This window comes from Streptomyces sp. 7N604 (assembly GCF_052245475.1).
Classification (GTDB): domain Bacteria; phylum Actinomycetota; class Actinomycetes; order Streptomycetales; family Streptomycetaceae; genus Streptomyces.
In genome coordinates this window covers 152808-166705 of record NZ_JBQQBX010000005.1, presented here as the reverse complement: position 1 = coordinate 166705, position 13898 = coordinate 152808, and the positions used below count along the sequence as shown (strand labels likewise).

12 protein-coding genes are annotated in these 13898 nt (G+C 68.5%); 7 read left to right on the top strand and 5 right to left on the bottom strand.

Annotation, left to right across the window (positions count from 1 at the left end; genetic code table 11):
• Positions 1 to 531: 531 nt before the first annotated feature.
• Entirely contained in the window at positions 532 to 1329 is a 798-nt protein-coding gene (locus tag ACTWP8_RS07420) for a fumarylacetoacetate hydrolase family protein (protein ID WP_443321337.1), read from the top strand.
• A 6-nt stretch (positions 1330 to 1335) separates the two neighbouring features.
• Here ACTWP8_RS07420 and ACTWP8_RS07415 read toward each other — a convergent pair whose 3' ends face one another.
• Entirely contained in the window at positions 1336 to 2691 is a 1356-nt protein-coding gene (locus ACTWP8_RS07415; protein ID WP_443321336.1) for a hypothetical protein, read from the bottom strand.
• Here ACTWP8_RS07415 and ACTWP8_RS07410 point away from each other — a divergent pair.
• From ACTWP8_RS07410 to ACTWP8_RS07385, 6 genes are all read left to right on the top strand, one after another.
• The gene (locus tag ACTWP8_RS07410) at positions 2660 to 3577 is read left to right on the top strand and encodes an ATP-binding protein (protein WP_443321335.1); all 918 of its coding nucleotides are present in this window, start codon (positions 2660 to 2662) and stop codon (positions 3575 to 3577) included. The two genes, ACTWP8_RS07415 and ACTWP8_RS07410, sit on opposite strands and share 32 nt — an antisense overlap.
• Positions 3578 to 3706: 129 nt before the next feature.
• Positions 3707 to 3853, top strand: a complete 147-nt coding sequence (locus tag ACTWP8_RS07405) for a hypothetical protein (protein WP_443321334.1) — start codon at positions 3707 to 3709, stop codon at positions 3851 to 3853.
• A gap of 381 nt (positions 3854 to 4234) precedes the next feature.
• Positions 4235 to 5167, top strand: coding sequence for a TauD/TfdA family dioxygenase (locus ACTWP8_RS07400; protein WP_443321333.1), 933 nt, complete (start codon positions 4235 to 4237; stop codon positions 5165 to 5167).
• Positions 5164 to 6048, top strand: a complete 885-nt coding sequence (locus ACTWP8_RS07395) for a B12-binding domain-containing radical SAM protein (protein ID WP_443321332.1) — start codon at positions 5164 to 5166, stop codon at positions 6046 to 6048. Before ACTWP8_RS07400 ends, ACTWP8_RS07395 begins: the two co-directional genes overlap by 4 nt.
• A gap of 66 nt (positions 6049 to 6114) precedes the next feature.
• Positions 6115 to 7329 carry a hypothetical protein gene (locus tag ACTWP8_RS07390; protein ID WP_443321331.1) on the top strand — a complete coding sequence of 405 codons (1215 nt, stop codon included), beginning with the start codon at positions 6115 to 6117 and terminating at the stop codon, positions 7327 to 7329.
• Positions 7326 to 8519 carry a UDP-N-acetylglucosamine--N-acetylmuramyl-(pentapeptide) pyrophosphoryl-undecaprenol N-acetylglucosamine transferase gene (locus ACTWP8_RS07385; protein ID WP_443321330.1) on the top strand — a complete coding sequence of 398 codons (1194 nt, stop codon included), beginning with the start codon at positions 7326 to 7328 and terminating at the stop codon, positions 8517 to 8519. The genes ACTWP8_RS07390 and ACTWP8_RS07385 overlap by 4 nt, the downstream gene beginning before the upstream one ends.
• A 407-nt stretch (positions 8520 to 8926) precedes the next feature.
• On the opposite strand, the gene haaN is transcribed toward ACTWP8_RS07385, so the two are convergent.
• The 4 genes from haaN to haaT form a co-directional block, all read right to left on the bottom strand.
• Positions 8927 to 9400: a cyclophane-containing RiPP N-acetyltransferase HaaN gene (gene haaN / locus ACTWP8_RS07380; protein ID WP_443321329.1), complete on the bottom strand. Its 474-nt coding sequence runs from the start codon at positions 9398 to 9400 to the stop codon at positions 8927 to 8929.
• A gap of 80 nt (positions 9401 to 9480) precedes the next feature.
• On the bottom strand, positions 9481 to 10641 hold the full coding sequence (locus tag ACTWP8_RS07375) for an FxsB family cyclophane-forming radical SAM/SPASM peptide maturase (protein ID WP_443321328.1): 1161 nt from the start codon (positions 10639 to 10641) through the stop codon (positions 9481 to 9483).
• Positions 10642 to 10654: 13 nt separating this feature from the next.
• On the bottom strand, positions 10655 to 10855 hold the full coding sequence (haaA, locus tag ACTWP8_RS07370) for a HaaA family cyclophane-containing RiPP peptide (RefSeq protein WP_443321327.1): 201 nt from the start codon (positions 10853 to 10855) through the stop codon (positions 10655 to 10657).
• 122 nt (positions 10856 to 10977) lie between these two features.
• Positions 10978 to 13740: a cyclophane-containing RiPP biosynthesis TPR protein HaaT gene (gene haaT / locus ACTWP8_RS07365; RefSeq protein WP_443321326.1), complete on the bottom strand. Its 2763-nt coding sequence runs from the start codon at positions 13738 to 13740 to the stop codon at positions 10978 to 10980.
• Between the last annotated feature and the right edge of the window lie 158 nt (positions 13741 to 13898).

Sequence of the window (13898 nt, the reverse complement as noted above, 5' to 3'; positions counted from 1 at the left end):
AACTCCCCCATGGAGAGGAGAAAGAGAGCATTCCGGGCGAGTTCACTGGGCCCAGATGTCCCGAATGGTACCCATGCTGCACAGCGGTCCTGGATGGTGCCTGCGGTTATCCCCTCACCGCTGGTGGCTCCGCAACCTCCGCAACCCAATGCTCGCGACTGCGCGTCCCTTCCGCCAGAGGGTGTGGTGACTTCCCTGGCTACCGCGCGTCGCTGCGCTGGCGACACCGTGATCGACACCATCTGGCTCGCCGGTTGTTCGGCGACAAGGCCACCGCAGGTATTCAGTCATCCTTGGTGACGTGACGGCGCCGCGGGTTCGAGTTCCCCGTCGCGGCGGGCCACGCGGGCGGACCTCAACGGCGGCGATTCACGTCCATGCCATCCACGGCGACTGCGCACGAGCGGCCGTTGAAGGGCAAGGCATCGGATCCATATCGGCGAGGGCGCGGGCAGCCGCGTGCGGGTCTACCTGGCGGCGTACTGACCCCGGCAAGAGGGCCACTTGCCGCGTCGAGGGTACGGTGCATGCATGGGGCTGACGGATGGATCGCAGCGGCTGGCGAGGTTCGAGTGGCAGGGGCAGGTCCTGTACGGGTGGCTCACCACCACGGCCGACGGCAAGGACGTCCTAGATGTGCTGACCGCTGATCCGGTCCGCGGCACTGCGGCATCCACCGGCCGCAGCGTCGCGCTCGCCGAGGTGCGGCTGCTCGCTCCGGTCCTTCCCGGAAAGATCGTCGCGGTGGGGCGGAACTACGCCGATCACATCGCCGAGATGCAGCTGGACACACCGGCCGCGCCCCGGCTGTTCTTCAAGCCGCCGTCTGCGGTGATCGGTCCCGGGGAGGCAATCCGTTATCCGGCGCAGTCACGCGAGGTGGAACATGAGGCCGAGCTCGCCGTGGTCATGGGCCGTACGGCCCGAAACGTTCCGGCCGCCGAGGCACTGGAGTACGTCCTCGGCTACACCTGTGCCAACGACGTGACCGCCCGGGACATCCAGCGGGCGGATGGGCAGCCTTCCTGGGCGAAGGGGTTCGACACGTTCTGCCCGATCGGTCCGTGGATCACCACGGGTCTGGACCCAAGCGGGCTCGAGGTGCGCTGCGAGGTCGGCGGTACCGAGCGGCAGCGTGCCACGACGGCCACGATGCTGCATCCGGTCGCCTCCCTGCTGGCGTACATCACAGCGGCGGTCACGCTCCACCCCGGGGACGTCCTGCTGACCGGCACGCCGTCGGGGGTCGGTCCGATCATGCCCGGCGACGAGGTGGCAGTGCACATCTCCGGGATCGGTTCCCTGATCAACCCGGTGTCCGGTGGGTAAGTCGCCTCAGGACCGCAGCAATTCTGCGAATTCCTTGCCCGCGGGGAGCTGGGCGTGCCCTGCGATACGGCTGAAGTCGGTGGCGTACTTCACGATCATGCCGGTGCGGTGTTCGTCCGGCAGCGACGTGATGGCCTGTGCTGCGGTGCAATACGCCTCCTCCGCTTCGCCGCTGCGCGCGAGGCAGATTGCCCGGTCCAGGCGGATCAGGGTCGGGTCGAGGTACTCGGTGGGCGGGTACTTCTCCAGCGCTCGCTGCTGGACCTGCCAGGCGTCGTCGGCACGCCCCAGGTGGGTCCATGCGTTGCCGAGGTGAAAGAGGAACTGCCGTTCGGTGTGGCCGAGAGCAGGGTCGCTGCGGTCTTCGTCCGTGAGGCGTCCGAAGACGTCGTCGGCTTGCCGAAGCAGCGCCAGAGCTTCTTCCCCTCGCCGCAGACGGGCGAGCGCGCGGGCTTCGACAACCAGTGCGCGTGTGGTGGCAGGGCCGACGGTGTTCCCAAGGGCGTGGCGGGCTCGGGCAGCCTGCTCGTGGGCGGAAGCCGGGGTCCCGTAGTAGAGCGAGACGATGGCCGACCGGACCGCGAGCGACCCCTCAAGCTGGGTATCACCGGCTTCAGCGGCGGCAAGGTGCCCGGTGTGGAACCATCCGCGCGCCTCACGGTGGGCGCCAAGTGCAGAGGCGAAGATCCCGGCGAGCGCGGCGAGTTGGCCAGTTACCCGGCACAGTCGGCGCCGGTATCGGATGGGCTGTCGTTGTTCCAGCAGGCGCTGCACTTCGGTGAAGTCGGCGAGGACGTCGCCGAGGAGTTGCTGCGGCGGCACTGTTTGGTAGGCGTGTGCGTATTCGAAGGCGGTGATCTCCCAGCGTTCCAATGTTGCTGGCCCGATGGCCGACGCCTCCAGGGCCACGTCCATGCGTTGTCGTGCAGCGGCCATGACCTCCAGGGCGGTTTCGGAAACGCCGAGACCGGTCCCAATGACAAGGCCGCGGATCAGGGTTCGCCGCTTCATCTCGTCCTCCTCAAGCAGCACGTCCGCCGCCTGGGGCGCGTGCTCGGGTTCTTGCTCAGCGCGCGCCGGTGTGGCGTCAGCGTTCACAGGAAGCGGTGAAGCGTCCGCCGGGGCGAGCAGCTTCTTTGCCGTCCATCCCGGGAACATCCGCTCCAGGACCTCGCACGCCTCCGTACGCGGTACCCCCTTGATCTGGCCGAAACGCCACCGATCGAACTGCTTGCGCTGCGGGGTCACGTCGTCCAAGCGCAACTCAGCGCAGACCCGCTTGCACTCGCGGCTGAAACGCGCGTACCCCCAGCCGCGCTGCCGCACCAACATGCCGAACGCCGTCAGCTGCTTGTCGCCCACCGTGACCCCTCTGGAATGGACGCCGTCGGGCCCTGCGCCCGCACGCCGCGATTGTCGATCCCCTTACCCACCTCGCGGCCCCGCAGGACGCAGTGGTGTCCCAAAAGACCACGACAGGGGCAGCCAAAGTCTCAGGAGACGAGGCCAGGTGCGTAGGAAAGCCATCAACTCACCGTCATCGTTCGATAACTGCGATCACGCAACGTCGACAGAGACGGAGGACTGGGCCGTGGACTGTCCAGCAGCGAGCTTTCCAGGAGCTGGAGGCATCACCCCGCCCGGACCACCCTGGCCCCCGGAATTACTCGCTCCACGGCCGTGCTTCGTGCTCCCCGGTCACGACCACCGGAAGGACTGGGCGATGGTGTCCTCGGTTCCAACCACGACCGTTCCCACGAGATCCTGTACCACCTCCACGGCTGGAGCGTGCAAGGCGCTTCCGTCGCCCGTCGAGGTCGCCTTCGTACGCGATGAGTCACGGGTCGCGCAGGCGCGGCGAATCGGAGCCTCGTGGCTGCGGAACGCGTGCCACGTGTCCAAGGACCGAGTCGACTTCGTCGAAGTGGTGATCTCGGAACTATTCACCAACGCAGTTCTCCACGGGCGCGGCGACACGATCAGCTTCCGTATGATGCACACCGATGGACAGGTGCGGCTAGAGATCAACGATCACTCGCCGTCCGCGGTGCCCAGCCCGGCGAGGGCCAACCCGGACGACGAGGGTGGGCGGGGTCTGTGGCTCGTGGACACCCTCATCGACGCACTCGGCGGAAGATGGGGATTCACCGCCGACGGAACGATCGCCTGGTGTGTCCTTCCGGTCGCTCCACAGCCCTCGTACGAGACCCGCGATAACGACTCCGAGGACCGGAGGCGGAAGCAGTGAGCGCGGTGGTCGAGGCCCCAGCGCAGCAGGCACCGCATGGCACTCCGGTCGTGGTCTACGCGTGCCTGACCCCAGGGACCAGCCAGTTGAGGGTGCAGGACCAGGGCGCTGCGCGGGGTGCTCCGTTACGTGGACGAGCGCAGATGGGTCCCGGTGGCGACGTTCGTGGACCGCGCGATCGTTCTTTCCAGCCGTGCCGACCGACCCGAGTGGCCGAAGGCCCTGGCTGCGGTCGAGGAGGGCCTGGCGCGGGGGATCGTGGTGCCGTCGCAATGACGATGACCGGCCTGCTGTTCACCATCGTGCTGAACGTGGCCTTCGGAGCCCTTGTGCTCTTCGGATCGAAACGCAGGTGCCGATGAACCCGGCACCCAGAGACACGATCCAACGACGACCTCGGCCCTGGCGGACGGGACTGCCGCCGCTGTGCTGGGGGCTCTGCCACCCACTCCGACTCCTGCGGCGCTACGGCTTCAGCTGGTTCCAGCTCGCGGTGCTGGTCGTCCCCGTCCTGCTGATCCTTTGGCTCGTCGGTGATATCGGCCACTTGCTCCGCCCGTAGCCGCGTGTCGGCCGTACGCCAACGGCCCTCTCGTCACCCTCGCACGCCCGTGGCTCCGTGCACCCCATCAGCCACACCCACATGAGGAGTGCCATATGCCCACCACGACCCTGCCCGAGTATCGCGTGGCACTGCCTAAGGAGCTCGTCGCCGACTTGGCCCGGCACGCCGCGATCCTTCCCGACTGGAAGCTCACTGACGGCCTGCTGTCCCCAGAGACCGCCGTTGCCTATCGCCAAACGCTGCGTAGCTTCCCGTACATCGCCGAGTTCCTCGCCATCTGTGACCGGCTGCTGAACGCCCCCGCCGGCGAAGGCTTCGCCGTTCTGGAGCTGGCTGACCTGCTCGACGCTCTCGGCACCGGGAACAACGGCCTGCACGCCGTCACCGCCCTCGTCTCCCTCATCGCCACTCCGCTGCGCGCCTTCGGCCGCTGGCCGCTGTGGAAGGCGCTGGGCACCAACCTGGCCATCGACCCCATGCGCGCCACCGGCACGGGGTACAACCCGATGCACCTGGACATCGTGAACTCCACCTGGCCACCCGACTACAGCGCTCTCTTGTGCGTACGTCCCGACCCCAAGGGCCAGGGCCACAGCCTCGTCTCGCAGATCCGCCGTGCCGTGGACCGGCTCAGCTACGCCGACACCGAGCTGCTGACCCACCCGCGGTACGAGGACGGGGACTTCTACGACCTGACGGGCGTCGGCGAGGAGTGGCGGCCCTTCCCCATCATCGACGGCCTGTCGCCGCTGGGAGGCTTCGTCCGGTTCACAGCGAAGATGTTCGCCGACGCCAACTCCGCCGACCCATACATCAAGGCGGCCCGGGCCCTGGAGCGCGAACTGATTGTCGGACAGCGGAGGTTCCTGCTGGGCCGTGGTGACATGCTCATCGTCAACCAGCACTTGTGCTGCCACGGTCGCGAGGCGCTCGGCCGGGGGCAGGAGGACGTGCCCGAGAGCGAGCGCCGTCTGCTTCTGCAGATCTTCCTCCGCCGCCCGTCGCCTCTGGAGGTCATGGCATGACGGCGCCCGTGTTGCTGCCGGTGCCGGCCGTGGCCCCGGTTGCGCAGCCAAAGGTCACGCTCACCGTGTGGCTGGCCGACCTCACCTACACCCAGCAGGCGATCTCAGCCGAGACGATGCCGCAGGCGGTGGCGGGGCTGGCCACCTACGCGGCCACGAAGGTGGACCTCGTCCACCCCGTTCGGGTGTTCAAGTATCCCGAAGCGCTTGCGGACGCGCTGGAGCAGGACGGGCCCCCTGACGTGATCGGGTTCTCGCACTACATCTGGAACAGCCAGCTCTCACTCGTCTTCGCCGAGCTGATAAAGCGGCGCTTTCCGTGCATGACGGTTGTCTTCGGCGGTCCCCACTATCCGCTCCGCCTTCAGGAGCAGACCGAATTCTGGCGCGAGCGCCTGGCCGGGAAGGTGGACTTCTACGTCGACGGGGAGGGCGAGGTCGCGTTCTGCGATCTTCTGCTCACCCTCAACGGTGGCGGTCGAGCCGAGATGCGCGGCAGCATCCCCGGCGTGCATCGCATGGACAGGGACGGGACCTTCTACGCTTCGCCGCCACGGCCCCGGATCCACGACCTGTCCGACGTGCCATCCCCGTACACGCTCGGCCTCATGGACGAGTTCTTCGACGGCAAGCTCGTTCCCACCGTTCAAACCAACCGGGGCTGCCCGTTCAAGTGCACCTTCTGCCAGGAGGGCACCGCGTACTTCCAGAAGGTCGCCAAGAAGAACCCTGAGCACATCCGCGCCGAGCTGCACTACATCGGCCGCCGCATGAAACCGCTCGTCGAGGCCGGGACTGCCCGCAACGAACTCCTCATCACCGACAGCAACTTCGGCATGTACCCCGAGGACCACGAGACCTGCCAGGTGATCGCCGAATGACAGCAGCTCTACGGCTGGCCGCGCGTCGTCAACGTCACCACCGGCAAGAACCAGCGCGACCGCGTCGTGTCAGCCGTCGCCCAGGTCCCCGGCGCCATCAGTCTGTCCGGCGCCGTGCAGTCCCTCGACCCCGATGTCCTGCGCAGGATCGCCCGTACGAACATCGACGCCGGCAAGCTCATGGAGATCGCCCTCGCCGCCGCGGACGCCGGGGCGGGCACCTACAGCGAGGTGATCCTCGCCCTGCCAGGTGACTCGAAGGCCAAGCACCTCGGCACCCTGCGCCAGCTCGTGGACGCCGGGTTCGACCGGCTCAACATGTTCCAGCTCACCCTGCTGCCCGGCAGCGAGATGTGCACCGACGCCTACCGCCGCGAACACGGGCTGGTCACCAAGTGGCGGGTCGTACCGCGCTGCTATGGCGCCTACACCGTGTTCGGTGAGGAGTTGCGCGCGGCCGAGCTGGACGAGGTGTGCGTCACCGTGCCCGACATGCCGTACGAGGACTACCGGGAGTCCCGGGTGATGAACCTGCTCCTGGCCTCCCTCTACAACGGCGGCGTCTTCGCCGTCCTTCTGGCCATCCTGCGCGGACACTGCATCTCGCCGATGCGTTGGCTGGAGCTCGCACGGACCATGCCCCACGGGCCCGCCCTGGCGGCCGTGCTGAAGGAGTTCGCGGCTGAGACCGACGAGCAGCTGTGGGACGACCGCGCCGAGCTCCTGGCATACGCCACGGAGAACATCGACCGCTACGTCGAGGGCCACCTGGGGAACAACCTGCTCTACACCTACCGGACGCGGATCATCTCCGAGGCCCTGGACGACACCGCGGATCTCGCCACCCGCGCCTGCCTGGCCGCGCTCCGTGACATCGGTGTCGGCGTGGGCGGCGGTGGCCTGATCGAGGCGCTGGTACGCGAGGGCGCCGAATACCACCGCCTCATCCTGTCCGACATCTTCCGCCCTGACCCGTCCGAGGTGCTGCGCCAGACCGCGCGCTTCGACCTCGACGCTCTCTTGGCGGCCGCACGCCGCCGGGAGAGCGTCCGTGATCCGCACCGCTTCCGTCGTACGGAGGCAGGGGTGCGCGAGTTCGTCCTCACCGCCGAGCAGCAGCGCACGCTGAGCACCTACCTGCATCAGTTCGGGACCACGCCGTGGGGCGTCGGACGGCTCCTCACGAAGGTGCGGCTGCCTGATATCGCCCGGCAGGTCCGAATGTCTCCAGGCCCAGGCACAACCCCGGAGCCCGCCGGAACGGGAAGCCCAACGACGTGACCAGCGCTGACCTCGACCGCCGTATCGCCGCCCCGGGCCGGCCCTTCCGGCTGATCGTCACAGGCGGCGGGACCGGCGGCCACACCTACCCCGCACTCACCACGATCCGCACGACCAGCACCCGGCTCGCCCGCCTCGGCATCGGGCTGGACGTCCTGTGGGTCGGAACCGCCACCGGTCTTGAGGCCCGCGTCACCGAGCGTGAGGGCATCTCCTTCAAGACCGTGGCCACCGGCAAGATCCGCCGCTCCAGCAACCCGCTCAAGTTGGCCTCCCCGGCGAACATCAAGGACATGGGGCGCGTCCCGCTGGGCGCGGCCCAGGCCCGCGCCATCGTCTCCGAATTCAAGCCCGACGTGGTGCTGTCCACTGGTGGCTACGTCGCCGTCCCCGTCGGCCTCGCGGCCAAGTTCTGTCGCCGCCCGCTCGTCATCCACGAACAGACTGTCCGCCTCGGTCTGGCCAACCGGGCCCTGGCCCGGGCCGCCACCCGCGTCGCCGTCTCCTCCGAGTCGACCCTGCCGCTCCTGCCCGACTCGGTCCGCAGTTCGGCGGTCGTCACCGGCAACCCCGTACGCCCCGAAGTCCTTACCGGCCAGCCGGACAAAGCGATCGGTGGCCTCGGCCTCACCGGTTTCAACCGCACCCTGCCCACTGTCTACGTCACCGGCGGCGCCCAGGGCTCTGTCCAGATCAACACCGTGGTCGGCGCGGTCCTCCCGTGGCTGCTCACCCAGGCCAACGTCATCCACCAGTGCGGCGCCACATCCATCGAGGAGGCCCGCCAGTACGCCGCCCAGCTCCCGGACGATATCCGGCCCCGCTACCTGGTCACCGACTTCGTCGGCTCGGAGCTCCCCGACGTCCTCGCCCTCGCCGATGTCGTCATCTCCCGCAGCGGCGCTGGCACGATCGCCGAGCTCACTGCCCTCGGTAAGCCCTCTGTCCTCATCCCGCTCGCAACGTCGGCCGCCAACGAGCAGGAGCACAACGCCCTCCACCTCCAGCAGGCGGGAGCCGCCGTCGCGCTGCTCAAGGAGGCGGTCACGCCCGAGGGTCTGCGCAGGGCCGTCTCCTCGATCCTCTCCTCACCCGAGAAGCGACAGCACATGGTGGAACAGGCCCGCGCCTTGGGCCGCCCCGACGCGGCGGACCGCCTAACCGACGTCCTGCTGAGCGTGGCGACCTGACACGCTTGAGTTGGCCCGATTGCCGCCGCGGCCACCGAGCTCACGTCACGACAAGGCCGACTGGCACTCCTCGCACCGCCGTATCGCCTGCCGCTCGGTGTTGCCTTCCGTTGCGGTCGCCGGGTAACTGCTGCTCAACCGGTCCCAGAGCCCGGGCGGCGGGTCAGGGATCCAGCCCCAGCGCGGCGCCTTCACCAACTCTTCGATCAGGTGAGTGCACGCCCCTGGTAGGTGCGCGTACCGCGTGGGCGAGATCAGGATCGTGTCCGCGGGGAAACGCCGCCATTCCCGCCTCGGCTGGAATGCAGGACGCACCCTCGGCACGGCCCCGTCACGCAGGCAGTCGCATCCCAGCCCGATGATGCAGTCACATCGATCGCAGCGCTCTTCCTTCAACTCGCTCCTCCTCATGCCGTGCCGGTGTCGACTCGATAGACGATCTTCCCGTCGAACTCGGCGAACCCCAGCGACTTGTAGAAGGCCCGCGCGCCTGGGTTGTCGCGGTCCGTCATCCACTCGACTCGGCTGCACCCAGGGCGTCCGGCGGCCAGGGCACGGAGTTCATCCATGAGGCGGGCGCCGACGCCCTGACGACGGAGGGTGTCGCGGACGTAGAGCTCCTTGAGGAAGAGGGAGTGGGAGGAGCCGGCGGCTGGCCAGAGGAAGGAGTATGCCGCGAGGCCGACGAGGCCACCGGTCTCGTCCTCAACCAGGAGGGCGGATGCCAGCGGCGGAGAGCCGAACAGGGCGTCCTCCACTTGGAACCGGCGCTCCTCGAGCGGCTGGATCTCGGTTGACCCGTAGAATCGCTCGATCTCCTCGATCAGCTCGGCCACGGCCAGGACGTCCCGCTTCTCTGCGGGGCGGATCGTCACGGTCATTGGCGTCTCCCGTCGTTCGTCGGTCGCTTCACTCGCTCGCTCCAACGCTTGATCCCCTTGTGGCGGTACGGCATGCGCGCCTACGGGGACGGAGCGGCCGACGCATACGGGCTCCAGCCGTGTCGCCGCAAGGAGCCTTGGACATGCCGGATGAGGTACTCCAGGTCCGCGCAGTAGACGGAGGGATTCCCGTAGCCGCGAGCGGCGCTGAAGCGGTGCGGGAGGTAGCCCCCGCCGCACACCTCCACCAGCGGACAGCTCTGGCACTTCTCGACGAGCGCGGCCTTTCCGTGCCGCCGGTGCAGGAGCTTCGGATGGTGCAAGACCTCGTCGAAGGAGTGGTTGAACACGTCGAGCCCCAGCCAGGACGCACCCTCCTCGACGGACCGCAGAGTGTCGACGCCCTCGACCGTTCCGTCGGACTCGATCACGACGCTCGTCGGTGGGGCCAGACCGAGCGTTTCCACCGAGCCGCGCACGCCGGAGCTGAGGGCCACGATGTCTTCCAGCATCCGTACGCTGTGCCGGTACTCAGGCCGAGCGAGCCAGGCGTCGTACACCCGGCTCATCCATAGCCCGTACTCGGGGACGCTCGGGTCGTCGCGGTGCGGCGGGTCGTCGTGGGTCCCGTGCGGCAGGCCGAAGTCGATCATCGGTGGCTCGAACGACGCCAGATAGTCGTGAACCTCCACGGGGTCGTTGGCCAGGTCCACGACGGCGAGCAGTCCCGCGAACAGATGCGGCCGGGACCGGAGTAGCTCGATGCCGCGCACGGCTGAGGCGGCGCTCGACCGCCCGGCGTGCGTCAGCCTGTGCCGGTCGTTTGCGGTCGGCGGCCCGTCGAGGCTGACGCCCACCACCACTGCGTGCCGCTCGAAGAGATCCAGCCACGCGTTGGACAGCAGTGTCCCGTTGGTCTGGAGCTCGAAGCGGACCTCCGTGCCCGCCGGAATCCCTTCCCGGATGGTGCCCAGCAGGTCGGCCATGTGCCGGGCACCGGCGAGCAACGGCTCCCCACCATGAAGGACGACATGCACCGTCTGCAGGCCGTGTGCCGCGACGTGTTCACCGATCCGCCGGGCGGCAGCCCGTGCTACGTCAACGTCCATCCGGGCGGGCAGGTGCCGCGCCGCCTGGTCCTTGGAGTTGAACACGAAGCAGTAGTCGCAGTCGATGTTGCAGCGGTTGGCGATCTTGAGAATGAATGTCCGGAAAGGGGTGGTGCCTTCGAGCCGCGTCATCAAGCGGAGGTGCTCACACGGGCCAGGGCCAGATGATCGAGGCCGCGTGGGAGCCGTCGCCAACGCGGCTTGTCGCGGACTGCTCGGTTTCCAGCCGCTGCCGCACGCGGGCGGCCACGCGGTCGAGGACCGCGGTACCCGGCGCCGCATCCGTGGACGCCGGGCCGACGGGCGTCGCGGTGCGCGGTTCGGTTGCGGTCGTGGGTGACGGCATTCAACGCTCCTCGTGATGGACGTGCTGGGCCTGGCACGGTGCGACGGCGGTCGAAGCAACAGATCGGCTGGCAACGTAGCAGCCTCACCGCCTGCGCCGGCATACGGAATCCGGCCACAGACTCAGCCCGAGTGCGAGACCAGCAGCCGTTCGACGTCGTCGGCCGCCGCGCTCACGCCCAGCTGCCGGTACACATTGACCGCGTCACGCAGCGGGCCCTCGGCCCGAGCGGGCCCGTCGACTACCCAGTGGCAGCGACCGATGCCTTCCAGCGCCCGCGCCTCTTCCAGCGGACAGCGGATGTCCCGTGCCAAGCCCAGTGCCCGCTCGAAGCGCCCGCGTGCCGCTTCCGGGTCGTCGGAGGTGCGCAGCAGGGTCCCCCAGTGGTTCAGCACTTCCGCCTCGCCACACCGGTCACCCAGCTCCTGCAGGATCTCCAGGCTGCTCTGGAACGCATCGACCGCGTCATCCCGCTCTCCGGCGATCCCGCGAACCGCACCCAGCTCGCTCAGCGAGGCGGCCTCGCCTCCGCGGCTGCCGAGATCGCGGTACGCGCTCAGGGCCTCCTCCAGCAGCCGGATCGCCTCCGTGATGTTCCCGGAGACTCGCTCAAGCACCCCGAGGTGGCGGATGCTGTTCGCGCGCCCAAATCTGTCGCCGAGTTCGGTGTAGTGCTCCAGTGCCTGGGAGTGAGCCTCTCGTGCCCCGACGAGATCGCCGGTGAGCCGTCGTACGACTCCCAACTCATTGAGGGCGTACGCCTGGTGAACCCGGTCGTCGAGCTCCAGGTAGATGTCGAACGCCTCGCGGTGGCGCCGCGTCGCCAGGTCGTACTCGCCCATGAGGCAGTGCACGACACCCAGGTCCCGCAGGGAGTTGGCCTCTCCGTACCGGTCGTTCAGCTCGCGGTAGAGCGACAGGGCCTCCGTCTGCGCCTCCACCGAGGCGTCGAACTGGCTGGTCTGGCGACGCACCATGCCGAGGTCCGCGAGCGCGTTGGCCTGTCCGAGCCGGTCCCCCAGCTCACGGTAGAGGGCGAGGGCTTCGGTCTGGGCGCGGGCTGCGGCGTCGTTGTCCGCTGTCAGGTACCAGACGATGCCCGCCTGGTTCAGCGCGTCGGCCTTACCACGCCGGTCACCGACCTCGTCGTATAGGGCCACTGCCTCGTTCAGAGGCTCGATCGCCTCGGGGTAGGCGGCCATGAAGCGTCGTACGACGCCGAGCTCGGCGAGCGCATCGGCCAGCGCCCGTCGGTCGCCGGTGTGCCGAGCGGCCTCGGCGGCGGTCCGGTGGAGCCCGACGGCCTGATCCCAGGGTCCGGCCTGCCGCAGGAAGGGAGCCATGGCCGCGGCCAGACGGATCACGAGGTCGTGCAGGGCGAGGCTGTTCGCCCGCCGGATGCATGCCAGGACGTTGGGCCGCTCGTTCTCCAGCCAGCCCAGGGCCGCCGTACGCGACTCCATGGGGGGAGCCTCTGCCTGCACCGCGTCGTTCGGCGGTGCCGGCACGATTGCGCCGCCGCGGACGATGTATCTGTTTGCGACGGCGAGAGCGGCCAGATAGTAGGTGCACACGCGCTGAATGGCCTGAGTGTTCTCCATGCTGTCTCCCTCGGCGGCAAGACCGCGGGCGTAGTCGCGCAAGAGATCGTGAAGCTGGTAGCGGCTCCCTGGTTGTTCGTCGATGAGGTGGGCGTCGTAGAGGGCGTCGAGTTGCTGGCGGGCCTTGGCCACTGGGACCGAGCAGAGTGCGGCCCCGGCATACGCATCGAGGTCTGTTCCAGGATAGAAGCCAAGGGAACGGAAGAAACTTTGCAACTCCGGCTCGAGGTCCCGGTAAGACAGATCGAATGTCGCGTCGACCGCGCGCTCCCCAGCACGCAGCTCTCCCAGCCGGTCCCGGGCCGCAACCAGCCGCTCCCGCAGGTCCTCGGCGCTCCAGGACGGATGGTGCCGCAGCCGTGCCGCGAGTAGCGATACCCCCAGCGGTAGATGCCCGCAGAGTTCCACCAATTCCTCGAGTATGTCCCGGTCGAGCGAGTCCGCTGGCCGGCCGCTGAGCCGTACGAGCAGGTCGACCGCGTGATCCGGGGGCAGTGCCGCCACTGGCAGGACCACCTCCTCGTGCGCCGCGAGCCGCTTCCGGCTGGTCACTAGCACGAGACAGCCGCCCCCGCCCGGGAGCAGGGGCTCCAGCTGCCGGTAGCTGGCCGCGTTGTCGAGGATGAGCAGCGCATTCTTCCCCGCAAGCCGACTCCGCCACATGGCGGCCCGCGCCTGGGTGACTGCGCCCACGTCGTCGCCGACGGGTATCTGCTGCGTCGGCACCCCGGTGGCCGCCAGCAGCGAGGCTAGCGCTTCCGTGGCCTGCACCGGTGTCCGTCCTGACGTGTGCCCGTTGAGATTCACGAAGAGCTGCCCGTCGGGAAACCGCTCCGAGAGCATGTGCCCGGCGTGCACCGCGAAGGTCGTCTTTCCGACCCCCGGCATTCCATCGATCACGTGGACCGGCAGGGCCTCACCGCTCTCCTGTGATGTCCGGACCGACCGCACCAGTGCCTCCAGCTCAGCGGACCGGTCGGTGAACGCCGCGGTGTCGCGCGGCAGCGACCGCAACACCAGGGCGGCTCCCGGAGGCCCCGACTCGTCGTCCGGCCGAGGCGGCGACTGAGCAGGTGGTACGGGTGTCCGGGTCTCCGACAGCGCAGCGAGCAACACCGTCAGCCCGACCATCGCCGCGCCCAGCATGGCGAACGAAAACCAGGCGTGCCGCTGTAACCACCCCAGCCAGCCGGGCCATTGTGACTGATCGGACACAGCATTCGTGACAAGCCCAACGAGCATTGTCGTCACGGCACCACCGGCAGCTACGACGGCGATCGCCATCCCGCGCCGAAGCCTCATGCGCGGGCCGCCCGGCCGACGACAGGATTGGCCAAATCCGCTCCATTGCCGCTGAAGCGACACAACACACCAAGAACCGACCTGGCCACGAAGGCAACCCCCGAGTTCGACACCCCAACTACCCAAGCGGACCAGCCCTC

What these genes read in the sequence shown, in the direction of transcription:
- ACTWP8_RS07420 (WP_443321337.1), top strand. Translation starts at nt 532, where the DNA reads ATGGGGCTGACGGATGGATCGCAGCGGCTGGCGAGGTTCGAGTGGCAG.
- ACTWP8_RS07410 (WP_443321335.1), top strand. Translation starts at nt 2,660, where the DNA reads ATGCCGAACGCCGTCAGCTGCTTGTCGCCCACCGTGACCCCTCTGGAA.
- ACTWP8_RS07400 (WP_443321333.1), top strand. Translation starts at nt 4,235, where the DNA reads ATGCCCACCACGACCCTGCCCGAGTATCGCGTGGCACTGCCTAAGGAG.
- ACTWP8_RS07395 (WP_443321332.1), top strand. Translation starts at nt 5,164, where the DNA reads ATGACGGCGCCCGTGTTGCTGCCGGTGCCGGCCGTGGCCCCGGTTGCG.
- haaN (WP_443321329.1), bottom strand. Translation starts at nt 9,400, where the DNA reads ATGACCGTGACGATCCGCCCCGCAGAGAAGCGGGACGTCCTGGCCGTG.
- ACTWP8_RS07375 (WP_443321328.1), bottom strand. Translation starts at nt 10,641, where the DNA reads ATGACGCGGCTCGAAGGCACCACCCCTTTCCGGACATTCATTCTCAAG.
- haaA (WP_443321327.1), bottom strand. Translation starts at nt 10,855, where the DNA reads ATGCCGTCACCCACGACCGCAACCGAACCGCGCACCGCGACGCCCGTC.
- haaT (WP_443321326.1), bottom strand. Translation starts at nt 13,740, where the DNA reads ATGGCGATCGCCGTCGTAGCTGCCGGTGGTGCCGTGACGACAATGCTC.